Source organism: Paenibacillus chondroitinus NBRC 15376 (genome assembly GCF_004000765.1).
In the GTDB taxonomy this organism is placed as follows: domain Bacteria; phylum Bacillota; class Bacilli; order Paenibacillales; family NBRC-103111; genus Paenibacillus_E; species Paenibacillus_E chondroitinus.
In genome coordinates this window covers 34,215-58,327 of sequence record NZ_BILW01000029.1, presented here as the reverse complement: position 1 = coordinate 58,327, position 24,113 = coordinate 34,215, and the positions used below count along the sequence as shown (strand labels likewise).

The following is a 24,113-nucleotide window of genomic DNA, read 5'->3' as shown; positions in this document are numbered from 1 at the left end:
AAAGATCCTGAGTTCGCTCGGTTTTTTTATTTAATAGAACTGGTGGTACGCATGGGTTTGCTCGATATAGCCATAGGGGCGAGGACGGTTCCAGCCGCTTTGGAGCTAACTTTTTTCCGGATCAGATGATACACAATCCCGATCATGAGCCAGACACCGCCCATCCATAAGGCGTCCCGATCTAGCAGCGATAGCAGATAACCAATGAAGCTGGCTCCGACCAAAGGAAGCACCAGATACAAGATGGTTTGCTTCAAGGAGCGTTGGTTTTCTTTGATGTATTTTTGCGAGATAACAGAGATGTTCACGAAGAAGAAGGCCGTTAATGCCCCGAAATTTACGAATTTGACGGCGTTGTCCAGGGAGATCACGAGGGCCAGCAAAGAGACGCAGCTCACGATCACGATGTTGATGACCGGTGTATTGAATTTCGGATGAAGGAAGGCAAACACTCGCTTAGGCAGAATGGAATCGCGCCCCATGACATAGAGCAGGCGGGAAACACTCGTGACGGACGATAAGCCTTGTGTAAAAATAGCGAGTATAAGCACAGTGATGAATACAGAGCTGAGTGCGGCCCCACCAACAAGTTTAACGATCTCGAAGCCTGCCGAATCTACATTTACGAAGGTTAGGTGTGGATAAATCAACTGAGTCAAAACGGACGGCACTAAGTAAAGAACGCTCGCTGTAAGGATAATGATCATGATGGCGCGAGGGATCGTTTTCTGTGCATTCACCGTTTCTTCGGACATGGTTGTGACGGTGTCAAAGCCTAAAAAGGAGAAGCAAATAATGGAGGCGCCCGCCAGGATTGTAGAGAACGGCACGTCCGTTTGAAGGAATAATCCCATCGGATGAACGTCCCCTGTTAAATTACGGATAAGGAAGAAACAGAACACGCCAATAAACAAAATTTGAATCCAAACGAATAATTTACTAATATTTGCTGAGAATTTAATGCCGATGATATTGACGATACCAAGGATGATATTCAGTCCGATAATCCAGACATAAGCCGGGATGGACGGGAATTGTGCATGCAGATAAATGCCGAAAGTGAGACAAGCGATGATAGGGGAGAAGAAATAGTCCAGCAGCAACGCCCAACCAACGAGGAAGCCCAGGTAAGGATGGATGCTCTTTTTCGTATACGTGTAGGCGGATCCTGATGTGGGGAACGACTTGGACATGACGCCATAGCTGTAAGCTGTGAAGAAAATCGCGATAAAAGCAAGCAGGTACGCCTGTGTGAGCATGCCATGAGCATTCTCATAAGCTATCCCATAGATGGAGAAATAAATCATAGGTGTCATCCAGGCAAGCCCCATGTAGACGACTTGATACAAGCTTAAGGATTTCCGTAGTTTGACTTCGTTGGCCATGATGGAACACTCCCTTATCGTTGGTGCTGTGGTCGCTGTCAGGGGCTGGTATGCAAAAAAGCCAAGGAGGATATCTAATAAACAGATATCTCCCGGGCTTTTGTCCCTCCGTGAACACAGGGTGAGCTGTGCGTTTTCTCTTGGACCAGACCGAAGCTTAAGCTATCGCGGAACCCTAGAAAACTTTATATGTCATAAATCATTACTTATAAATCGAAAAATAACCGTTGTGCCTCTTCAATGTTAATTATATGTCTTTTGTGTAAGTTAATATAACACATTGTATGGCGTATGAGAAGTATTTTGCATGAAAAAGGTAAAATCAATAGAAGTCATTGACACATTCCATGGTTGATGTTATGTTTAATAACACAAACGAATACGATTGTTTACTAGGGTTCCGCCGGCACACCACCGGGCTGGTCCGAGAGTAAACCGTTCCTAACGCAAGGAGCGACACGGAAGGATAAAAACCTGGGAGATATCACCAAGACGATTTACGTCTTGTGATGTCTCCCTTTTTGTTTAAGCAAAACTCAGGAGGAGATGGATACGATGGCAAACGTGTGGAACAAGACAATAGGCCCGGGAGGCAAGTGGTCAGGTGTGATTGGCAAAGGGAAATTGATTCGGTTTACGGCTCTGGAGGCGGGAGCGAATGTATCCATCCAATTGTTCCATGCACGGGATTTGACGGAGCGCTACAATATGCCGGATACGCTTAAGGCGCAGTATACCGCCCACCTGACGCGAGGGAATGTGCTGATGAGTGACAATGGAAGAGTGCTCGCAAGCATCGTGGAAGACAGCATAGGCTGGCATGATCCGCTAAGCGGATACACGAGCCGAACGGCGACGGATGCCAAATATGGCGCCACCAACTATCAAGAGCTGCGAAATGAGTGGCTGCGGAGCGGACAGGAGAACTTTGCTGTGGAACTTGTTCGCAACGGGTTAGGCATGAGGGATATGATGCCAGTCCTCAACTTATTCTCGAAAGTGTTCTGCGATGAACAGGGTGATATGCATTTCAGCCTGACACATTGCCCGGCGGGTGCTACAGTCACGCTGCGGACAGAGCTAGATACACTGCTCATTCTTTCCAACACACCTAACCCACTGGATCCAAGAACCACTTATCCATCGGTGCCTGTTCACATCGAGGTCCTGCAGGCTGATCCTGTAGGCATGGACGATTTTTGCGTCAATTATCGTTCGGAGAATCGCCGGGCTTTTGAAAATACATGGGAATATCACGCGCTGCTTACTTAATAAAACGGAGGAGGAACGGATATGGCGGTATTTAATCGTGTGGAAAGCCCTCGCAAAGCCGAGGAGGCGATATATAGCGAAATTATTCAAGCGGGGGACGGCTGGATGCATGTGCTGAAGCCGGGTCAAGTGCTGCGCATTGTCGATCTGGAGGGGAATCAGGCGGCGGATACATTGTTCTACGATGCTGAAAATCCAGAGGATCACTACAGCGCTGTGGCGACAATTGCCGGACAAGGCAACATTTATTTAAGCACAGGCTCGGTGCTGCGTGCCGAATCCGGCAAGGAGCTGCTCCGAATCGTAGCGGATACATGCGGACGTCATGATACTGTAGGCGGCTCCTGCTCCGCTCAAAGCAATACGGTGCGTTACTCGCACGATAAGCTGTCGATGCACAACTGCCGGGACACCTTTATGCTGCAGCTTGCGCAGCACGATGGGGCATATACGAAGCGGGATTTGGCGCCGAATATTAACTTTTTCATGAATGTGCCGGTTACAGCCGAGGGAGGATTGAAGTTCGATGATGGCGTTTCTGGGCCCGGCTGCTACGTGGAAGTTCAATCGCTGGGAAGCTCCATGGTGCTGATCAGCAATTGTCCGCAGCTTAACAATCCTTGCAATGCCTACAATCCAACGCCGATTCAGGTGCTAATTTGGGATAAATAGAAATTCAAAAGGGGTGTGGAGACGATGTTTACGAAAGTACTTATCGCTAATCGCGGTGCCATCGCTGTACGCATTGAGCGCACATTGCGCAAGCTCGGAGTGGCATCGGTTGCTGTTTATACGGGAGCAGACCAAGATAGCCTGCATGTGGATGGAGCGGATGAGGCTGTTCTGATCGGCGAGGGGCCGGCAAAGGAAAGCTATTTGAATACAGAGTTGATTCTGAAAACAGCGCTGGAAACCGGTGCCGAAGCGATTCATCCCGGGTATGGTTTTCTGAGTGAAAATGCGGATTTTGCCCGTGCATGCCGCGATCAGGGGATTGTGTTCATCGGACCTACACCGGAACAAATGGAGATGTTCGGGCTTAAACATTCGGCGCGCGAAATCGCGGAAAAAGCCGGTGTCCCGATGCTGCCGGGAACGCCGCTCATCACAGAGCTTGAAACTGCGCTTTCGGAAGCTGCGCGGATTGGTTATCCGGTTATTCTCAAAAGCACAGCAGGAGGTGGCGGCATCGGCATGCGCGTCTGTGCGGATGAGGCGGCACTGAAGTCCGCTTATGACGGCGTGCGCCATTTGGCCGAGACGAATTTCAAAAACGGCGGCATGTTCCTTGAAAAATATATCGCCAGAGCGCGCCATGTCGAGGTGCAAATTTTCGGCAATAACTTCGGAGAAGTCGTTACGCTTGGCGAGCGCGATTGTTCGATTCAACGCCGCAACCAGAAGGTCATTGAGGAGAGTCCGGCTCCGAATCTTTCGGATGATGTGCGTGAGGCGATGTTTGCTTCGGCTAAGCGTCTGGCGGCTGAAGTCGGCTACCGCAGCGCAGGTACGGTGGAATACTTGTACGACCCGGAAACGTGCGAGTTTTATTTCCTGGAAGTGAACACGCGACTTCAGGTTGAACACGGTGTGACGGAAGAAGTGCTGGGGGTCGATCTTGTCGAATGGATGGTGCGCGAAGCGGCCAATGAGCTGACCGACATCCAGTCGCTCATTCGTAAACCGGTCGGTCACAGCATGCAAGCGCGCATATACGCAGAGGACTGCTTGCAGCAGTTCCGTCCGAGTGCGGGGCAGTTGGATCAGGCCGTATTTTCGGTCGGGGCGCGGAATGAAACATGGGTGAGGGACGGCTTAACGGTCACCACCTTATATGATCCGATGTTGGCTAAAATCATTGTCCACGGTACGGATCGTACGGACGCTATCCGGAAGTTAATCGAGGCGCTATCTGAGACGCGTATGTATGGGATTACTACGAACCTGCAGTATTTGCAGGCGCTTTTGCAAGAACAAGATTGCGTAGACGGCAACGTCTTCACGCAGTTGTTAAATACCTTCGAGCCCGTCGAACGGGCGTTGGAAGTCATGGATGGCGGCATCCAAACTACGGTGCAGGACTTCCCTGGGCGCATCAGCCACTGGGATGTAGGCGTGCCGCCGTGTGGACCGATGGATCCGTTCTCGTTCCGGATCGGCAACAAGCTGCTCGGCAATGCGGATGACGCCCCCGGACTTGAGATGACGCTGCGCGGAGGTTCTTACAAGTTCCGCAGCGATTTGTGGTTCTGCGTCACCGGTGCGGATATGCAGGCGGAACTGGATGGGGAAGCCGTCGCGCTCTATAAGCCGGTATTCGCAGCTCGCGGGCAAGTGTTGAGCTTCGGCGAAGCCAAAGAAGGGATGCGGGCTTATCTATTGGTCAGCGGGGGCTTCGATATGCCGAAAATTCTCGGCAGCTCCTCGACCTTCACGCTTGGCGGCTTCGGCGGTCATGGCGGTCGCGCGCTGCGTACAGGCGATGTGCTTGGCGTGAACGCAGGCGGCAGTCCTGTTCAAGAAACGGTTGAACTTGCTGCACAGCACCGTCCGCAAATGACACGGGAATGGACGATTGGCGTCATTCCTGGGCCGCATTGTACGGGAGAATTCCTGCGGGCGGAATATTTGGAGCAGTTGACGGAAACAAGTTGGGAAGTGCATTTTAACTCTTCAAGAACGGGTGTTCGTTTAAAAGGGCCGGCTCCGCTTTGGACGCGGGAAGACGGAGGTGAAGCGGGACTGCATCCATCCAACATTCACGACAATGCCTATGCCATCGGCACGTTGGATTTAACGGGTGATATGCCAATTTTGCTTGGTCCGGACGGGCCGAGTCTCGGTGGGTTCGTTTGTCCGGTAACGACGGCTTCGGCGGAGTTTTGGAAGCTTGGGCAATTGCATCCGGGAGATTCGATCCGGTTCCACCTGCTGACGCTTCAAGAAGCAGAGGCATTGCGTGAGGGGCAGGAGGGGAATTTGCGAGCGATTGGCGAGGGGGATTTTGAACGGCTTACCCGTGTGTCATTGCCTGTTATTAATAAGGAGATTACGCCGGAGTATCCGCGGCTTTTCCATGAAACAGCGAATCGCAGATTCCCAATTACGATCCGCTGCTGTGGCGACCAAAACCTGCTTGTAGAGTACGGCGAGCTTGAGTTGGATTTGCTGCTGCGCTTCCAAGTGCAGGCTTTGATGCAAGCAATCGTGGAGAGCGGCTCGATTCCGGTGCTGGATCTGACGCCGGGAATTCGCTCCTTGCAAATTCATATTGACCCGACCCGAATCACCGTGAGTGAGGCATGTGCAAAAGTTGTAGAAATCGACGCTGCTCTGCCTCCGCTTGAAGAATTCCGTGTGCCGTCGCGCATTGTGCGCTTGCCGCTTTCATGGGACGATCCGGCGACACAGCTGGCCATTCAGCGCTACCAACAAGGCGTTCGGCCTGATGCTCCATGGTGTCCTAGCAACCTGGAATTCATCCAGCGCATTAATGGATTAGATTCGATTGATGATGTGAAAAAGATTGTTTTTGATGCCAATTATTTGGTACTTGGCTTAGGAGATGTCTACTTGGGTGCGCCTGTAGCCACACCGGTTGACCCGCGTCACCGCCTGGTAACGACGAAATATAATCCGGCACGCACGTGGACGCCTGAAAATGCCGTAGGCATTGGCGGAGCTTACATGTGTGTGTATGGAATGGAAGGCCCCGGCGGCTATCAATTCGTCGGACGTACGATTCAGATGTGGAATCGGCTGCGTTCAACGGAAAGCTTTAAGGCTGGTAAGCCGTGGCTGCTGAGATTTTTTGACCAAATTCAGTTTTATGAAGTGAGTGCCGAGGAGCTGCTTCAGCTCCGTGAAGATTTCCCGAGAGGTCGTTATGAAGCGGATATTCAGGAGACGACTTTTGATTTAGGTGAATATCTGCAATTCCTGAGTTCTATTGAAGAAAGTGCAGCAACGTTCCGGGAGCAGCAGCAAATCGCGTTCAACGAAGAGCGGGAGAGCTGGAAGGCGAAAGGTTTGGCGGAGTACGTCTCTGAGCAGGAAACCGCAAGTGAGCAACCCGAGGATGAACTGCCGGCAGGTACAGTCGCTGTGCGCGGAATTATGCCTGGGTCTGTGTGGAAAGTGCTTGTTTCACCAGGGGAGCAAGTGAAGAAAGGTGATCAATTAGCCATTCTGGAGAGTATGAAAATGGAATTCCCGCAGCACGCTCCTTGCGACGGTTATGTCTCGATGATTCAAGTGAAGCCAGGCGATCAAGTGCATGCCGGTCAGCTTATTCTTGGAATTGCCCAATCTGCTTAAGGAGAGGTGTTTGTAGATGACAAAGATTAGGGAGAATGGCGTTGATACGGAACTTCCTCTAGAACTTACGATTTCTTGGCTGAAGGATAAATATGCTAAAGAAGAATTGACACCGAAAGAGGTCATGGCGGCTATTGTGCAGCGCGCAGTGGACGACGCGGGCATGAAGTTTTGGATTACGCCGCCTTCTATGGCGCTCATTCAGCCGTTTTTGGACGGATTGGCTGAGTTGAATCCGGCGGATGCGCCGCTGTGGGGGGTTCCCTTTGCGATCAAGGATAACATTGATCTAGCGGGGGTGCCGACGACGGCAGGGTGCAAGGAGTATGCTTATACGCCCTCGGAGCACGCGGGCGTCGTGGAAAGATTAATTGCCGCAGGGGCCATTCCGGTCGGCAAAACGAATTTGGATCAGTTCGCGACAGGACTCGTAGGCGCGCGAAGTCCTTACGGCGACGCGCACAACGCGCTGCGTCCCGAACTGATCAGCGGCGGCTCCAGCTCAGGCTCCGCCGTTGCTGTGGCCCGTGGCCAAGCAGCTTTCTCGCTTGGCACGGACACCGCAGGCTCAGGCCGGGTGCCGGCTGCGCTGAACAGGCTGGTTGGCTACAAGCCGAGTCTCGGCGCTTGGCCAACCAAAGGGGTCGTGCCTGCTTGTGCGAGTTTAGACTGTGTAACCGTCTTTGCGCACGGTTTGGATGATGCACTCGCCGTAGACGGCGTAGCGCGTGGTCTTCACACGGAAGACCCGTGGTCGCGTTGCGTGAGTCGAGGTGCGTCTCAACTTCCGCAGACGCTGCTGCTTCCGGACGGTCCGCTTGGGTTCTACGGACCTTATGCTGCGGAGTATGAAGCGGCATGGGGAAGAACTGTGAAACAGTTGCAAGAGTTGAATCTCCCTATCGCCTATGTAGATGTTTCAATGTTTGCCCAAGCGGCGGCGATTTTATATGAAGGGCCGTGGGTGGCTGAGCGCTGGGCAGCTCTAGGCAGCTTTATTGAGGCGAATCCGGGGGTGGCTTATCCCGTTACGGAGAAGATCCTTCGCTCCGGCTCAGCTGCGGAGTATGACGCAGCTTCGGTGTTCCAAGCGATGCATAAGCTGCAGCGCTTCAAGCTCGAAGCACGCAAGCTGCTGCAGGGCGGGGTGCTTGTTATGCCGACCTGCGGGGGCACATGGACCCGCGAGCAGGTGCTCGCTGACCCGATTCAGACGAATCGGGAGATGGGCCGCTACACCAATCATTGCAACTTGCTGGATTGGTGTGCGGTTGCTGTGCCGGCGGGCGATGCGGCTCCGCTGACGCCTTTTGGCATTACCCTCTTCGGGATTGCCGAAGAGGAGGATTTGATCTGTGGCGCAGCCGAGCTGATCTTGGCTGGGGCGAGCGCGGCAAGCGAGGCTGCTAGCGCGAGCGAAGGCGCATCGGTGTGCGCCGATGCGGGAGCGAGTGCAGCGGTAGCGCAGGCGATGACGCTCGTCGCGGTCTGCGGCTTACACATGCGTGGCTACCCGCTGGAGAAGCAGATGCTAGGCTGTGGAGCCCGGTTCATCCGTGAGGATGAAACCGCCGCGAAGTACAGCCTCGTGAAGCTGCCGACCACGCCGGCGAAGCCGGGGCTCGTGAAGCGGGAACAGGGCGGCGCAGCGATCGCCCTGGAGGTTTGGGAAATGCCGCTGGAGGCATTCGGCGGCTTTGTGGCGGCGATCCCGGCTCCGCTGGGGATCGGTAAGGTTGAGCTCCGGGACGGTACGGAGGTCCCGGGCTTTGTTTGTGAGGCTTACGCGGCCGCGGGCGCGGAAGATGTGACGGCGCTTGGCGGGTGGCGCCAAGTGGTGCCGCTGCAAGGCTGATAACGATGTTTTACATCGTTGCAGCAACACGTCATTCCGTCATCTCAGTCCGATAGCACCTCGATTATCGCTGAAATGAGCAGAATAACGGCTGCTGGGTCCGTTACAGAACGGTGGCTACTTGGAATGTTGGTGGCTGAACGGCTATTGGTGGGTTTATGGACCTTTAACTAGTTAGCTACTGTAGGCGGAGTCCGTCCGTGTTACGGTGGGCGGATGGATTAACTTGCGATGAAAAACAAAGTTACAGCGACTAAAAGCCCCTTCATGCGAAGGGGTTTTTGTCGTAGTGGCAGCGCCTTGTCTACCTTAGCTGTGATCATTTCCTGAGTTTGGAGAGTCTACTCATTAGAACACATATTAATTAAGTTGACACTTAATTAAGTGTATGCTAAATTATTGATATGATCGATAAAGCCATTCAAGCGATAACGGAACCAAGGCGCCGAGATATTTTACATCTCGTCCGTGATGAGGAGCTGACCTCCAGCGCCATTGCTTCGCATTTTGACATTTCAGCACCGGCAATTTCACAGCATCTCAAGGTTCTTGAAGAGGCTGGACTCGTCGTTGTTCGACGGGCAGGCACCAAACGATTCTATGGCATTAGGAGGGAAGGATTCGCCGAGTTGATGCAATACATTGAGAGCTTCTGGGATGATAGTTTATTGCGCCTGAAAGAAGCTGCGGAAGAGGAGGAAAGAAGAAGACATGGAAACAACGAGCAGTAGTGAGATGATTAAAAAGGAAATTTTTATCGCATGCCGTCCGGAGACCTTGTTCTCGTTTTTTACGGATCCGGATAAACTAGTACGCTGGATGGGACGCAACGTTTTGCTTGATCCGAGCATTGGAGGCAAATTTCGAATCGATTTGAACGGCAGTGACATTGCATTGGGTGAGTACAAAGAGATTACTCCTAACGAAAAAGTCGTCATGACATGGGGATGGGAACGCTCCAAGGTAGTCCCTCCAGGTTCAAGCACTGTTGAATTTAAGTTAATACCTAAAGATAATGGCACTCTTTTAGAGTTCACGCACTACGATCTGCCTGCAACGGAAATTGCGGATCATGTGAAAGGTTGGTCGCATTTTCTGCCACGTATTCAGATGGTGGCTGAGGCCGGTGAAGCGGGGAGAGTTCCGTCATCTGAACAAGTTTAAAGTTAGGTGTAAGCGCGCATGACTATGCGCGCTTTTCATATTTAATGAGAGGAGATAGCCTAGCTCAGGAGACCCTCCCTCTTTTTCAATCTCAAATGACTTATTATTCTAGTAGTTATTTCTGCGCACCACCTGTGCTTATCCCGTACTGCCCTCGCTTTGCAATTCGCTAAGCAATTCACCAGCTTTTCGCTAAGCATCCCTCGTGCCATTCCTCCCGCGTCTTCGTCCAACATTCCTTCCGTCACTCCACCTACGCTCCGTCCAGCAATCCTTACGTCGCTTGTCCGGCTTCGTCCATCATTCCTCCCGCACATCCTCCCTCATTTAGCCCGCCCTTGGCCTCTCATCCCATCCCTCACGCTCCCTGTCCATACCGCCTTTCACCACGCGCCACACCCATCCGTTTTTTCCTCCGTGCTCAGCGCCAAGCATCGCCTGTCCTCCCTCTTTTTCGCGCGCTATTCACACCTTATACCCACTTATCCACAAAATTACCCACAGTATTAACATGTCCACAAATCATACTGTGCATAAGGCTTCGTGCATTCTGTGCACATATCCACAGGTTAAGTTATCCACATGGGAGTATGTACTCAGATCCTATATATATGATACTATTTGGTATGCGTAAGGGGCTGTCAGGTTACATTAATAACCAAATGTGAAGGGATAGGTGGGGCGTCAATGAAGAAGATTTTCAGCATCTATCGGACGGATCTAATCAACTTATGGAGGGTGCCTACAGGCCTGCTCCTCATGGTGGCGCTTGCCATATTGCCGTCTGTGTATGCTTGGATTAACCTAGAGGCGATGTGGGACCCTTATTCCAATACATCGGGGATCAAAATCGCAGTAACAAGCAACGATCAAGGAGCGAAAATTGAGGATAAAACCATTAACATCGGAAACGAGGTTGTGGATAATCTGAAAGAAAATCATACGCTGGGCTGGACCTTTGTGGATGAAGCGACGGCGCTGAACGGGGTGGAACGCGGGGATTATTACGCGAGCTTAATTATTCCTGAGGACTTCTCGCGGAAAATTACGAGTATTGTGGATGGCGAGATGCAGAAGCCTGAAATCGTCTATACCGTGAATGAGAAAATCAATGCGGTGGCGCCCAAAATTACAAGCAAAGGCGCCTCCAGTGTCTCTCAGCAGATCAGTGAGAACTTTATCAAAACGGTGAGCAACTCGATTCTGACCCGGATGAAGGAGATCGGCATCGATTTTGAGAAGGAGCTGCCGACGATTCGCAATATGGAAGCGAAAATTTTGGAGTTGGAAAATCGGCTGCCTGACATCGAGACGATGGGTGGAAAGGCGCTGGAGTTGGAGCAGAAGCTGCCTGAACTGAAAGAGAAAGGGCAGAAGATCGTCCAGCTCGAAGAGAAAATTCCGGATATTAATCGCGCGGCGGATACCGTTTTGAAGATCGAAGAGCGCTGGCCGAAGATTCAGGCCGTTGCGCAGGAAGTGTTGCTTATTCAGCAAAAGCTGCCCGAGATTCAGAAAGCCGCGAGCCGGGTGGCGGAGCTGGACCAGAATTTCGGCAAAGTGGAAGAGGTGCTGAATACCGCCATTGATAAATCCCGCAAAGCTGATGAGATCGTTAGCGCTGCGCTGGATACGCTGCCGAAAATCGACGCGATTGCGACGCAGGGAGCGGCTTTTGCTGATGCGCTCACGAATTTTTTGCAAAAAAATGAGGCGGCATTCCAGACTTTAATCCCGGTGGTAAAGCAAAATTTAACCCTGCTGCAACAAACGGCTGACGCTGTCACACAGCTTACGGGTGTGCTGCAGGATGTCAATATCGACCCGCAAAAATCGCTGGCGGCTATAGGCTTTTTGTCCGAACGGCTCACTACCGGTGCGGCTGTGCTGGATAACACGATAGATGTGTTCACGCGTTTGAACGCGAGTTTGCCGAATAACCCGTTTGCGGATACCATCTCACGTTTAACGGCTCTTCGAGCGAATATGGCTAATCAAATTCAAGCCCTGAATAAGCTGCAAACGGCCATCGGGCGCGGTGAAAAACCGGCAAAGGACATCGTGAATAACTTGAACACGTTGTCCAAAGAGGCAAGCAGCGCGCTGGGCAGCATTCTGGCAAGATATGATTCGGAGATCGTGCCGAATATGACGAAAGCTTTTGGGCAAATACTGAGCGTCGCCCAGAATGCGGGAAGCGCGCTTCAAACTTTGAAGGCGCAGCTGCCCAATATCAAAGGGATTTTGACGGATGCGCAAAATGGCATCCACTTTGCCCAGACGCAGCTGGATACCCTGCAGAAGGAGCTTCCGGACATCCGGGCGAAGGTGCACGAAGCGTCATCGACGCTTCAAAGCAAGCTGGATGCGTTCACGACAGGCATCAATGAGGCGGCTCCGTTCATTCGCAACGACCTGCCGCGAGTCGAGCAGAAGCTGCATACGGCGGCGGATTTTATACGCAACGACTTGCCTGCGGCGGAGGAAGAAATCCGCAAAGTGGCGGATTTGTACCAGACGAAGCTGCCTGAAGTGGAGGATGCCGTTCATCTGGCGGCTAATCTTGTGCGCAGCGATCTGCCGGCCTTCGAAGAGGCTGTCCACAAGGCAGCGGACCAGATCCGCAAAGTGCAAGGAAGCGGCAGCGTCGATGAGGTTCTCCGCTTGCTCCAGAATGACATTCAGAAGCAAAGTGATTTTCTCTCTAATCCGGTGCTGATCAAAGAGGATAAAAGATTTCCCATTCCGAACTATGGATCGGCGATGTCGCCTTTTTACACAACGCTTTCGTTGTGGGTAGGCGCTATGCTGCTTGTGTCTCTGATGAGAGTAGATGTGGATAACTTGGACGGTGTGTACAAGACGCATCATATTTATTTTGGACGGATGATGATCTTCTTGACCGTTGGATTGTTTCAAGCGTTAATCGTCACCCTTGGGGATATTTTTATATTGGGTACATATGTTGTGGATAAGATTTGGTTTGTCATTTTTGCGTTGTTAATAAGCGTTGTGTTTATTACCATCACATACACTTTGGTCTCTGTTTTTGGCAACATCGGCAAAGGCATCGCCATTATTTTTCTCGTGCTGCAATTTTCGAGCTCGGGAGGGACGTTTCCGGTGAGCACGGCTTCGCCTTTTTTCCAAAAGCTGAATCCGTTCGTGCCGTTTACTTATGCCGTTGGGGTGATGCGTGAGGCCGTCGGGGGGATGCTTTTGTGGGTGGTGCTGAAAGATGTCCTCTGTCTGTGTGTGTTTATCGTGGTTTGCTATGTAGTGGCATTAGCGCTGAAAAAACCGCTGAGCGGCTATACGAAGCGCGTAGCTGAAAAGGCGAAGATGACGAAGTTAATTTCTTGAAAATATTTCCTCATTGTGTGAAACAATGAACGTTTTTGATCCGTCTTTGATGATAGAGGACGGTGCTGATATGAAAATAAGAATGCTGATCATCATCTTGGTTGTTTGGGCCGCTTTCGTGCCTGCCCATGCTTTTGCGCTATCTTGCGCGATGCCACCTTCCATTGAAAAGAGTTATGAACTTTACGATGCAGTTATTGTAGCGAACGTGGACCAGGTCATCACAAAAAGGAATAGCAAAGAACTGAAGTTAACGGTATTGACAAGCTTTAAGGGGATGGAGGATCGAAACATTTCGGTGGCGGAGGATTTCACCTGGGGGACGAGTGAGCGTGGGAAATCGTATTTGTTCTTTTTAAAAAAGAAAGAAGGGGATTGGGAGAATCCGCTGTGCTCGCCAACGAAGCCGGCAGAAAATGCTGTGCAGGAACTTAGCTTTCTCCAATCGAAAGAGATTCCCCTCAAAGTCGCTGTGGCAAAGGAGACTGTACCGACGCATTGGGTGCTCCCTGTAACTTTAATGTGCTTGTTAAGTGCCATGATATATGGTGGAATACGCGGTTTATGAAGTGGAGAAACGGAAAGAATGGATAGCAAGAGACACGAGAACCTGAGGCGATGCCTTGGGTTTTTGTTATGCCAAAATGGAACGAGTATTGCGAAGGATGTCTTTCATAGGAACGGAATCAACGGGGAGGCTCCCGACAATTTTAATTTTATGCTTTTTTACATCTAAACTTTTTGGATGGGCTAGAGGATTACAGTCACATAGAACTTAGCCTTTAGTCTAGGTTTTATCAAGACTTTTGGCTAAAGAAAGACAGTACCTTAGAGCGTTTAGATAAAAAAGCTTCTCCTTTATCATTGAGATAACGTTAAGGAGAGCGAGGAATTGGAGTGAGATTAACATCGTGGTGGTCCTATTGTTTGGCCTGCAGCGTTTTGTTGCTGATCCCGTTGGTGGGTCTGATCTATGTTCAGCTGAATCAAGCTGGTGAAATGGCTTACAACCTGGTGACCGATTTGGATCGGCAAATCCCCTTCGTGAAAGGTTTTGTCGTACCTTATCTATCGTGGTATGGATTTCTGCTTGTCGGGTTTCTGTACTTGGCTTACAAAGATCGTCGTAATTATTATAGAACGCTAATTGAATTTGTGATTGGATTGCTGATTTGTTATGGCATATATGCCATTTATCAAACGACTGTACCTCGGCCGGAGTTAACGGGCACTGACCCTTTGCTGCAGCTAGTGGCGTGGGTGTACCGATCGGATCAACCTTTTAACTGCTTTCCAAGCACTCATGTGCTGACCTCTTATCTCATGATGAGAGCCTACCTGCGTACGACTCGAGTCGAGACACGCTACAAAATTATCGTAACCGCTATGTCGCTGCTCATCATCGTCTCCACACAGTTCGTGAAACAGCATGTCCTGCTCGATATTGTAGGAGCTGTCCTCGTGGCGGAGGGTGTTGTTTATGCCATGGATCGTGTGCGAAAAGGCTGGTTGACGGAGTCGCGCATCAAATTCAAAGTACGGACACAGCAAAGCAATCTCGAAGGAGGATTAAGGCAATGAAACGCAGAGAGAAACTATTGATTTTGACAGGCAGTTTAGGGGATGGACATAATAAAGCGGCTCAGGCGATCCTAGAGGCTACGAGATTGCATAGGCCTGATGTAGATGTGAAAGTAGTCGACTTTTTGGAGTGGACGCATCCTTACTTGCATGGGGTGGGCAAATACTGCTATATGCAGTGGGTGAAAAGCCTGCCGTCCGTCTATGGCTATCTGTACCGCAAGACGCGTGATGATAATACTTTTTCCCATATGTTTAAAAAGATGAAATCATTCAGCACGGACCGGATGCTGGCGCTGCTGGATGAGGAGGGGCCGACAGAGGTCGTATGCACGTTCCCTGGGGCCGCGGCGGCGATGTCGTACTTAAAATGCAACGGATTCACGACGGTGCCAACCGTTACGGTCATGACCGATTATACGGATCATAGCTATTGGATTCATCCGGGAACAGATCGTTACCTGGTCGGCGCTGACCACGTGAAGCAGGCGCTGCTTCGATACGGTGTTCCGGAAGAACATGTTGTCGTTACGGGGATTCCGATTCGGAAGCCATTTACACAGGCATATGATCGGGCGGAGCTGCGAGATCAGCATGGGTTGGATCGCGAGATGCCGACCGTGCTGGTCATGGGCGGCGGGCATGGCTTGATCGGCAAGCAGTTCAAGTCCGTGCTGCAGTCGGATGAGCTGGCGGAGCCGGTGCAGTTCGTTTTTGTCTGCGGGCGCAATGAGAAGCTCAAACAGCTCCTCGAAGAGGAGCTGGGCGGCGAGAAAACGCGGCATCGCGTGAAGGTGACAGGGTTCGTGGACCATGTCCATGAGTTGATGGCTTTATCGGACCTGATCATCACGAAGCCGGGCGGTCTTACCATCTCGGAAGCGATGGCGCTGGAGCTTCCTATGATGTTGTATAAGCCGATCCCCGGCCAAGAGCAGGAGAACGCCGCGTACTTGGTTAGCTTAGGGGCTGCGATCGAAGTGAAAAATGCACTGGAGCTGAAAAACCAGCTGCTGGAAGTGATCGCGAATCAATCGCTCTTATCGAAGCTGAAAGAGAACGTGAAGCAGAGTCAACAGCATCAGGATGCTCAGCATATGCTTCGCGCTATTTTTGAGACCCGCCATCATTTCATCCCTGTGGCTGACGACATGCGTTTGGCCTATGCCAATGGATAAAGTGGCGGGTTCCTCCCTCTTTTTACCCTTCAAAACCAGCAGTTTTTCGCTAAAAAGTGCATGATTTCATAACTTGTCAAGTTTGGTGTCAATAAGTACTTATTGTGTTTTAAAATCAGCTATTTGGTGATTTGTTTAGATGCTTTGCTTGACAATACATCTATTGTAAAGGTGTTTTAGTAGTAGTAGATCGCAGCTTTTATTTATCCTCATGCATGGTGACGATGATGTCCTGTGCGTAGTTGCCGAAGCTTTTGCCGAATAAGGTGATGCCTCCGCAGTTGGGTGAGCTCTCCAAGGATGCGATGCGGAACTGAATATCCTTGCCGAAGGCGACGGATAGATCTTGTATCGCGGTATCGGATATTTTGGTGCCGTCCAGGTAGGAGCCAGTGGGGCTGACCGTAATGACTTTGAGCAGGCCGTGCTGCGTATTGCTGCTGCTCCACCAATCCGGTGTCAAGACGCCGCGTTGGGAGCCGAAATCACCGGGGCTCGTCCAGATGCCGAGGGGAACATCGTTGATGTAGAACGAGATATCGGAAGGCCAGTTCTCGTTGAATCCCGGAGCTTCGGAACAAATTTCAAAGGAAATTTCCAATGTGCGCAGCTTCTGATTGCTGTGAAGGAAGTTGGGGATACGGTACTCCACATAGCCGCTGGCAAACCATAGAATCCCCGCATGGACATGACCTGGATCGGCAAAATAACGCGGATCATCCAACACGCCGATCAGCTGGGTCGGTGACGCAAGCCCGCAGGTTGGCTTGACCTCGAAGGAGGTGTATTGGCCGACTGGTATGGCAAGTGTATTCGTCGGAAGGTCGACCGGCTTCTTCGGTTTGAACTGCAGGACGGCTTGATCGATCTTCAAGTGGCATATTTTCTGCGTGCCGCGAACACCGGTTGTGTTCTCGGAGGTGATGATGCCGGCTAGCTCGAGCTTCTGAATGTGTTTGGTTACAATCGCGGAAGAAATATCAAGTTTCTGAGAGAGTTGTTTGATGTTGAGAGGCTCCTGCCCGAGCAGCTCGATCATTTTCACGCGCGTTTCGGAGGAGAAGCATTCGAGAAAAGCCATATTTTTGGTGGAAACTTCAATTTGCATAAAAGGAACCTCAATCTTTAATGTTTTTGTTTATTGTATAACTTGTAGGTTAATTTAACAATATGACATGAAATTATTTCGGGATGTTCGTTATGAACAGCGTGGCGAGGAAAGAGGGGAGCGGGAAGCGAAGAGCGGGTTGCTGAGCTACGCAATGCAGCTTTGTTGCACAATGTACAGTAAAGCGAAGCAACTGGCGTTGGGAGAAGCGAGAAGTAGTGAGTGCAAGATGAAGCTTCTCCTCAACTGTCGAGCTGCGCAATGCGGCCCTATATTGCACAATGTGCAGTATAGAGTGAGCATTTTGTGGAAAGAGCTGGGTTTCATTGTACGAAGTGCAATGAAGAAGCTGGAAATGTGCGGAAAAGTGGCATTTTGGGGGGGGATGGTTGCACTAAGTGCAACGAAGCTAGTCGTGGCAGCGAATATAGCGTGAAATGATTGCACTAAGTGCAACGAAGCTCGTCGTGGCAGCGAATGTAGCGTGAAATGATTGCACTAAGTGCAACGAAGCTAGCCGCGGCAGCGAATATAGCGTGAAATGAATGCACTAAGTGCAACATAGACAGCCGCGGCAGCGAATGCAGCATCAATGTACGCTATATTAAGCGAAGCAGCTGGCGTTGAAAGAAGCGAGAAGTAGTGAGTGCAAGATGAAGCTTCTCCTCAACTGTTGAGCTGCGCAATGCAGCCCTATATTGCACTATGTGCAGTATAGAGTGAGCGTTTTGCGGAAAGAGCTGGGTTTCGTTGTACGAAGTGCAATGAAGAGGCTGGAAATGTGCGGAAACGTGGCATTTTTGGGGAAATGATTGCACTAAGTGCAACGAAGCTAGTCGTGGCAGCGAATATAGCGTGAAATGCCTGCACAAAGTGCAACATAGACAGCCGCGGCAGCAAATGCAGCGTCAACGTAGGCTGTAATACTCGAAACAGCTGGCGTTGGGAGAAATGAGAAGTAGTGAGTGCAAGATGAAGTTTCTCCTCAACTGTCGAGCTGCGCAATGCAGCTCTATACTGCACAATGTGCAGTATAGAGTGAGCATTTTGTGGAAAGAGCAGGTTTTCATTGTACGAAGTGCAATGAAGAAGCTGGAAATGCGCGGAAAAGTGGCATTTTGGGGAAAATCGTTGCACAAAGTGCAACGAAGCTAGCCGCGGCAGCAGGTTTGCCTGAAATGGTTGCACTAAGTGCAACGTAGGCAGCTGCGGCAGCGAAAGCAGGCCGGAGTGCATGCACTGGAGGCTTTGCGGAAAATTCCCTAAAGCAAGTAACGCCAGGCATCCGGCTGCAGCTCGTACTGCCGAACGACAGTTCCGCCCCCGATTGGGCGGAGTATGTCCTTGGCAGCCAGGCTCTGGAGCCGCTTGCGCGCAGTACGGAAGTTGAGCCCACACTGTGTGATGAGATCCTTAGGTCGGATAGGTCTGCCTAAACGAATAGCAAGCTGAATGACCTCTTTTTCATCCGGAGAAAGAGAAGGGGGCGGGGCACTACGAAGCAGATGAGGACCCACCACCAACTGGAGCAGCATTCGGCAAACTTCCGGGCGATCCTTGACATCATCGAAAGAAAAATGGATCATTTTCCACCCCATGCCGGTCAAGAAAGTATCCCGATTAAGCGAATAGCTGAATCCCTCGCGGTCCATGTCTTTAACGTGAGTTTGAAAACCGTCGCACTCAATCCCAAAGCGCCCGTGCGGCGGGAGAAAAGCAAAGTCAAGGAACTGTGACTTACGATTCCAGTCGTAAACTTCGTATTCCGGATGCAGGTCGTCGAAGTTGCCGAATAAGGGCCACCATACGTTTAGGAGCAGCAGCTTCTCTGCGTATTTGTGCCCTCTAAGTAGACGTCCTTTTCGCTCGCCGATCCGTTGTGTAAGATGGTCATCCAAGAATTTCTGATGCGCTTGTTCAAATTCGAACATACTAACAGCCTCCTTCTACTTCCCTAAAAATAAAAAAAACGCCCCGGAGCCAGGCGGCTCAAGGACGTTCTTCGTCATTACATACTATAGCATCTTCAGCGAATATACGGTACTCCAACTCAGGCCAGCAAATTTCTAAACTCCTACTCTCACAGTGACACAAGAGTCCCGCTCAATCAACTCGCCGTAGATGGAAATCTTGGACGGAACGCCGCCTTTTGCGATCCTGCGGAGCAGCAAGTCAACGGCCTCAAAGGCAAGCTGTTCCCGCTGCACATGAATGGTTGTAAGGCGGGGGCGTACCATCTGCGCGGCTTCAATATCGCCAAAGCCGACAACGGACATCGCGTCCGGCACGTGAAAGCCTTTGGCAGTCAAATGCTGAATCAGCGAAATGGCGAGACGGTCGTTCGCGCAAAACCAAGCGGTTGGCCAAGCCGATTGGCCACTCATTGCTTCGAGGAACGAAGGTAATTCATCATCTGGAGCTGCGGCTTCATTAGGTCCGATGAGACAAAAGCTCCTATCGATCGCTAATCCTGCATCGGACATAGCATTGGTGAATCCGAACCAGCGCTCACGGAAGCTTTTGGACATACTTCCCGCCCCAATGAAACCGATTTGCCGGTGTCCTTTGCGGATCAGGTGGCTAACGATGCTGCAGGCGCCCTCCGCATTTGCTGTCACAACGGAATCCAGCTGTAGTCCGTCGTAGCAATGGTCCACGGTAACAAGCGGAGTCTCCAATTCCTTGATTTTAGCGACATATGTAGGGGTAAAGACGCCAATGATCAGGATGCCGGAAAACGCAATCTCATGATACAGATCGGGGAGGATCAACAGACGCTCCATATCTTTCGTTACCCCGCTAATGATGGGGGTATAGCCGTTTTCTTTGGCTCTTTTTTCAATGGACCAGAACACTTCGTAATAGAAATTTTTATCGTTCTGAACAGATTCAGGAAATAAGACAAGCAGGTGATTCTGCTTCTTCCTCGTCTTGGATTCCGTCCGGTACTTAAGCTGCTGAGCGGCTTCAAACACACGGGAACGCAGCTCTTCGCTGACGCCGGGTTTGTGATTAAGGGCTAAGGAAACAGCATTTTTGGAAATGCCCAGCAGATTGGCAATGTCTTGCATGGAGGTTTTGGCGTTCATTTAGCTCAATACTCCTTTAAGCAAAAGTGAATGATGTATAAATTGTAAAGCTTTATCAGCATCATTGTAAAGTTAAAAAAGTCATTATATTAACTTTACAAAAATAATATGTCAATTCACTCTGTCAATGAACTTTTCGAGCATTTCCAACTTCTCAGAAGTAAACGGTCCAGAATTGTCGAGATAGAGAATGGAGGCTGGATCAACCGGCCATCGAATCTCACTACGAGTTAGGGAGGGGCTGAATTGTTCCCAGTTATCCAATTTCCAAACGTCTAATGCCGAACCTCTGCCGCTAATGCGCGAGTGATAGGCTTCCTCAGATGGAAGGTAGACATACACGGCCTTAACCATGACATCATCCGTGCTGGCGTTAATCGTAGATAGTTCTTGGTTCAGCCACAACGGATCGTTGATTTCACGGGTAAAAGGCCCGATGACGATGGCATCCAAGCCTAAGGTCAGATTCTCCAGCGCGGCGTTCATCGTGATGCGATATCCGAGATCTCGGCAATGCTGTTTATAAAAAGGGGAGTCCCGATCTTCGGGATCTTTCTCGGCTAGTGTCATCAGCGCTACGGCAGCCGGCCGAAGCAATGTGTCCATGTCTAGAAAGGCGCCTCCGCGTTTACTGGCATATGCTTTGGCTAGCGTTGTTTTGCCAGCTCCGGCAGGACCTATGAAAAAAATGAGTTTACGCATGTTAACCTCCAATATGAAACCTGTGACAGGGAAATGGTTACGAATATTGTAACATAAGAGGGATATTCCTTTACTTTTTCATCCAATTTTCAGCTTTTATTAATGTTTTATTAAGGTTTACGTCATATTTGCTTCATAATTGAGTAGTAACCTATATAGAAAGAGAGAGGGTTAATACCATACTGGAAGGATAGATAGAGATGTCCGGAACCCAAGAAAAAACGTTACATTCGGGTAACAATACCATATCGCCATTCCAATCGAATGACAAAGAATCTACCGCGTATTGGCCAACTACAGGCTGGAGAACGAGCACGCCGGAAGCGCAAGGGATGTTCTCGGGTACGCTAGCTAAGACAGTTGAAATGTTCAGCACTCAACAGGTATGCAGCCTCGCAGTCGTTCGAAACGGCCATTTAGTTGCAGAAGCTTATAATAGTTGTACACAAGAGGATATACCTCAAGATGTGAAGTCCGTCACGAAAAGTGTAACATCAGCACTGGTTGGTATTGCTTTAGCTGAACGGAAACTGATCAGTTTGGATCAAAAGGTTCGCGATTTTTTCCCTGAACTCGCCAATGATCCTTTGAAATCCAAAATGACAATCAGACATTTGCTGAGCATGACGTCCGGCCTGAATTGGGATAATACGAATGAAATCTCCTCAACCGAGATGATGTATTCTGCTGATTGGGTGCAGTACATTCTGGATCGCCCTGGATATGCAGAGCCAGGTACCCTGTTTAATTATAGTAATGGTGATGCGCATTTGTTGTCGGCTATAATGCACAAAGTGACGGGGCAATCGTTGTTCGATTACGCCAAGTCCCGTTTATTCGATCCGCTTGGCATTACGAACGTGAGCTGGAATTCGGATGGAAAAGATCGCTCCATTGGCGCGTGGGCAATGGCTTTAACGCTGAGAGATATGGCTAAGTTTGGCTACTTGTATTTGAAACAAGGCGAATGGGAAGATCAAACGATTATCCCACCAAACTGGATTCGCGATTCACTGCAAAAGCGGGTAACGTTGAATTACAGCAATGGTACGCAAGGGGGCTACGGACTGTTATGGTGGTCCAAGACGCTGCCCAAAGGAATCGTCAAAGGAAGTAAAAAGCAATATGACATGTTCTATGCCTCAGGTTCAAGCGGAAGACGCATTTTTGTTGTCCCTGAGCTGCAGCTGATCGTGGCATTAACCGCTAACTCCCCTGATCCGAATATGCCCGAATATCTGCTTCTTCATGTGTTGCAAGCCATTCGTTCCGAGAAAGCTCTCCCAGATAATCAGGAGAATTTTGGCAAGCTGGAGCAAGCCGTGCAAGCTTTTAAAGAAGTAACTGAATAGAACAGGGAACAAGGATGAAGCTGCCGCTGCGGCTTCTTTTTGTTTATCCGGAGTTGACGTAGGGTTGGTTAAAATCCATCCGTGATGGCATCCGTTGCCGCTCCCGATGGTTTTTTTGGCAGGTTTATGAGATAGTTGGAGGAAAGTGAACTAAAGGGGAGTTATTTAGTGGCATTAAGAAGTTTTACAGATTATCAATTGAGTGAGGATATCGTCCGGGCGCTGCAGAGCTTGGGGTATGAGCAGCCGACAGACGTACAGCACGAAGTGATTCCCATCGCGCTTCAGGAGAAGGATCTCACGGTGAAGTCGCGTACGGGAAGCGGGAAGACGGCGGCTTTCGGGATCCCGATTTGTGAGCTCGTAGAATGGGAAGAGAATCGGCCGCAGGCGCTGATTCTGACACCGACGAGAGAACTCGCGGACCAGGTGAAGCAGGATATCACGAACATCGGGCGGTTCAAGCGGATTAAAGCGGTAGCGCTATATGGCAAACAGCCCTTTGCCAAACAGAAGCTGGAGCTTCACCAGAAGTGCCATGTCGTGGTAGGCACACCGGGACGTGTGCTGGATCATATTCAGAAGGGCACACTGGATTTGGAGAAGGTCAAGATGCTCGTCATCGATGAAGCGGATGAGATGCTGCGGATGGGCTTCATCGAGCAGGTGGGAGCGATCATTGATGAGGTACCGACGGACCGCATGACGATGCTATTCTCAGCGACACTCCCGCAGGACGTGGAGCAATTATGTCATCAATATATGAAGGAACCGATCGATATTGAAATTCAAACGCCGGAGGCGGCGAAGGTTCAGATTGAACACGCGCTGATTACTGTGAAAGAAACAGAGAAATTTAATGTGCTTAAGGATGTCTTCGTGACGGAGAATCCGGAGAATTGCATTATTTTCTGCAGGACGCAAGAACATGTGGATGATGTCTTCCGGGAGCTGGATCTTCTTGAATATCCGTGCGACAAAATTCATGGAGGCATGGTGCAGGATGATCGCTTCCTGGTTATGAACGCATTCAAAAGAGGCGAGTTCCGTTTCCTGGTGGCAACGGATGTCGCGGCGCGGGGGATTGATGTGGAGGATATTACTCACGTCATTAACTATGACCTGCCGATGGAGAAGGAAAATTATGTCCATCGGATCGGAAGAACCGGACGAGCAGGCAAGACGGGCAAAGCCATCACTTTCGTTACTCCGAATGAGATGAAATTTATCCCTGAGATCGAAGAATATCTTGGATTCGAGATCCCGCGCAGAGAAGCTCCCACGGAGGACGAAGTTGCCGAGGGTTTACCGACCTTTGAGCGAAAAATGCAAGCGACGCCGGTTATCAAGAGAGATAGAAGCGACCAATTGAACAAAGGGATCATGAAGCTCTATTTTAACGGTGGGAAAAAGAAAAAGATCAGAGCGGTGGACTTCGTGGGAACGTTAGCCAAAATTGAAGGCGTAAGCGCGGCGGATATCGGCATCATTACGATTCAAGACAACGTTTCGTATGTGGATATACTGAACGGCAAAGGGCCGATGGTGCTTAGAGTCATGAAGAACACAACGATCAAGGGGAAGCTTCTGAAAGTACATGAAGCAAATAAGTAAGGAGAGAATATCCGGTAGGCCATCATCACGGCTTATCGGTTTTTTTCGTCCATCAGAGGGAGCCCCAGTGTTCATGGAAGGTTAAAATTTTACTCAAACGAGTAAATTATTTGACTTACCCGACCTGTCCTTC

General features: G+C 50.3%; 18 protein-coding genes and 2 riboswitches. Of the genes, 13 read left to right on the top strand and 5 right to left on the bottom strand.

What is annotated here, in order from left to right; all coding sequences use genetic code 11:
* Positions 1-26: 26 nt before the first annotated feature.
* Positions 27-1,385 carry an APC family permease gene (locus tag PCH02S_RS25295; protein WP_246069249.1) on the bottom strand — a complete coding sequence of 453 codons (1,359 nt, stop codon included), beginning with the start codon at positions 1,383-1,385 and terminating at the stop codon, positions 27-29.
* An 87-nt stretch (positions 1,386-1,472) separates the two neighbouring features.
* A riboswitch (guanidine-I (ykkC/yxkD leader) is annotated at positions 1,473-1,575 on the bottom strand.
* A 191-nt stretch (positions 1,576-1,766) separates the two neighbouring features.
* Positions 1,767-1,868, top strand: a riboswitch (guanidine-I (ykkC/yxkD leader).
* A 72-nt stretch (positions 1,869-1,940) separates the two neighbouring features.
* Here PCH02S_RS25295 and PCH02S_RS25290 point away from each other — a divergent pair.
* The 10 genes from PCH02S_RS25290 (at position 1,941) to PCH02S_RS25245 (ending at position 16,115) form a co-directional block, all read left to right on the top strand.
* Entirely contained in the window at positions 1,941-2,657 is a 717-nt protein-coding gene (locus PCH02S_RS25290; RefSeq protein WP_127456887.1) for an urea amidolyase associated protein UAAP1, read from the top strand.
* A 21-nt stretch (positions 2,658-2,678) separates the two neighbouring features.
* Positions 2,679-3,329, top strand: a complete 651-nt coding sequence (locus PCH02S_RS25285; protein ID WP_127456886.1) for an urea amidolyase associated protein UAAP2 — start codon at positions 2,679-2,681, stop codon at positions 3,327-3,329.
* Positions 3,330-3,353: 24 nt separating this feature from the next.
* A complete protein-coding gene (gene uca / locus PCH02S_RS25280) occupies positions 3,354-6,974 on the top strand; it encodes an urea carboxylase (protein ID WP_127456885.1) in 3,621 nt (1,206 codons plus the stop codon).
* A gap of 16 nt (positions 6,975-6,990) precedes the next feature.
* Entirely contained in the window at positions 6,991-8,829 is a 1,839-nt protein-coding gene (atzF, locus tag PCH02S_RS25275; protein ID WP_127456884.1) for an allophanate hydrolase, read from the top strand.
* Positions 8,830-9,233: 404 nt separating this feature from the next.
* The gene (locus PCH02S_RS25270) at positions 9,234-9,560 is read left to right on the top strand and encodes an ArsR/SmtB family transcription factor (RefSeq protein ID WP_127456883.1); all 327 of its coding nucleotides are present in this window, start codon (positions 9,234-9,236) and stop codon (positions 9,558-9,560) included.
* Entirely contained in the window at positions 9,541-9,993 is a 453-nt protein-coding gene (locus tag PCH02S_RS25265) for an SRPBCC domain-containing protein (RefSeq protein WP_127456882.1), read from the top strand. Before PCH02S_RS25270 ends, PCH02S_RS25265 begins: the two co-directional genes overlap by 20 nt.
* Before the next feature lie 687 nt (positions 9,994-10,680).
* Complete coding sequence (locus tag PCH02S_RS25260) at positions 10,681-13,356, top strand: YhgE/Pip domain-containing protein (RefSeq protein ID WP_127456881.1); 2,676 nt, start codon at positions 10,681-10,683, stop codon at positions 13,354-13,356.
* 70 nt (positions 13,357-13,426) lie between these two features.
* Positions 13,427-13,924 (top strand): hypothetical protein, encoded by a 498-nt coding sequence (locus PCH02S_RS25255; RefSeq protein WP_127456880.1) that lies wholly within the window; start codon positions 13,427-13,429, stop codon positions 13,922-13,924.
* A 329-nt stretch (positions 13,925-14,253) separates the two neighbouring features.
* Positions 14,254-14,937 carry a phosphatase PAP2 family protein gene (locus PCH02S_RS25250; RefSeq protein WP_127456879.1) on the top strand — a complete coding sequence of 228 codons (684 nt, stop codon included), beginning with the start codon at positions 14,254-14,256 and terminating at the stop codon, positions 14,935-14,937.
* A complete protein-coding gene (locus PCH02S_RS25245; protein ID WP_127456878.1) occupies positions 14,934-16,115 on the top strand; it encodes an MGDG synthase family glycosyltransferase in 1,182 nt (393 codons plus the stop codon). Before PCH02S_RS25250 ends, PCH02S_RS25245 begins: the two co-directional genes overlap by 4 nt.
* Positions 16,116-16,314: 199 nt before the next feature.
* Here the strand turns inward: PCH02S_RS25245 and PCH02S_RS25240 are convergent, their stop codons facing one another.
* Positions 16,315-17,223: an ArsR/SmtB family transcription factor gene (locus PCH02S_RS25240; protein WP_127456877.1), complete on the bottom strand. Its 909-nt coding sequence runs from the start codon at positions 17,221-17,223 to the stop codon at positions 16,315-16,317.
* A 1,049-nt stretch (positions 17,224-18,272) separates the two neighbouring features.
* On the opposite strand from PCH02S_RS25240, the gene PCH02S_RS35890 reads away from it, so the two are divergent.
* The gene (locus PCH02S_RS35890) at positions 18,273-18,425 is read left to right on the top strand and encodes a hypothetical protein (RefSeq protein WP_164819730.1); all 153 of its coding nucleotides are present in this window, start codon (positions 18,273-18,275) and stop codon (positions 18,423-18,425) included.
* A gap of 60 nt (positions 18,426-18,485) precedes the next feature.
* Here the strand turns inward: PCH02S_RS35890 and PCH02S_RS25235 are convergent, their stop codons facing one another.
* The 3 genes from PCH02S_RS25235 to PCH02S_RS25225 all read right to left on the bottom strand — a co-directional run bounded on the left by PCH02S_RS25235 (position 18,486) and on the right by PCH02S_RS25225 (position 21,014).
* On the bottom strand, positions 18,486-19,154 hold the full coding sequence (locus PCH02S_RS25235; RefSeq protein ID WP_127456876.1) for a PDDEXK family nuclease: 669 nt from the start codon (positions 19,152-19,154) through the stop codon (positions 18,486-18,488).
* 135 nt (positions 19,155-19,289) lie between these two features.
* Positions 19,290-20,312, bottom strand: a complete 1,023-nt coding sequence (locus PCH02S_RS25230; RefSeq protein WP_127456875.1) for a LacI family DNA-binding transcriptional regulator — start codon at positions 20,310-20,312, stop codon at positions 19,290-19,292.
* A gap of 111 nt (positions 20,313-20,423) precedes the next feature.
* Positions 20,424-21,014 carry an AAA family ATPase gene (locus PCH02S_RS25225; protein ID WP_127456874.1) on the bottom strand — a complete coding sequence of 197 codons (591 nt, stop codon included), beginning with the start codon at positions 21,012-21,014 and terminating at the stop codon, positions 20,424-20,426.
* 200 nt (positions 21,015-21,214) lie between these two features.
* Between PCH02S_RS25225 and PCH02S_RS25220 the strand changes: the two genes are divergently transcribed.
* Positions 21,215-22,366 (top strand): serine hydrolase domain-containing protein, encoded by a 1,152-nt coding sequence (locus PCH02S_RS25220; RefSeq protein WP_127456873.1) that lies wholly within the window; start codon positions 21,215-21,217, stop codon positions 22,364-22,366.
* A gap of 168 nt (positions 22,367-22,534) precedes the next feature.
* Entirely contained in the window at positions 22,535-23,980 is a 1,446-nt protein-coding gene (locus PCH02S_RS25215) for a DEAD/DEAH box helicase (protein ID WP_127456872.1), read from the top strand.
* The last annotated feature ends 133 nt before the right edge of the window (positions 23,981-24,113 follow it).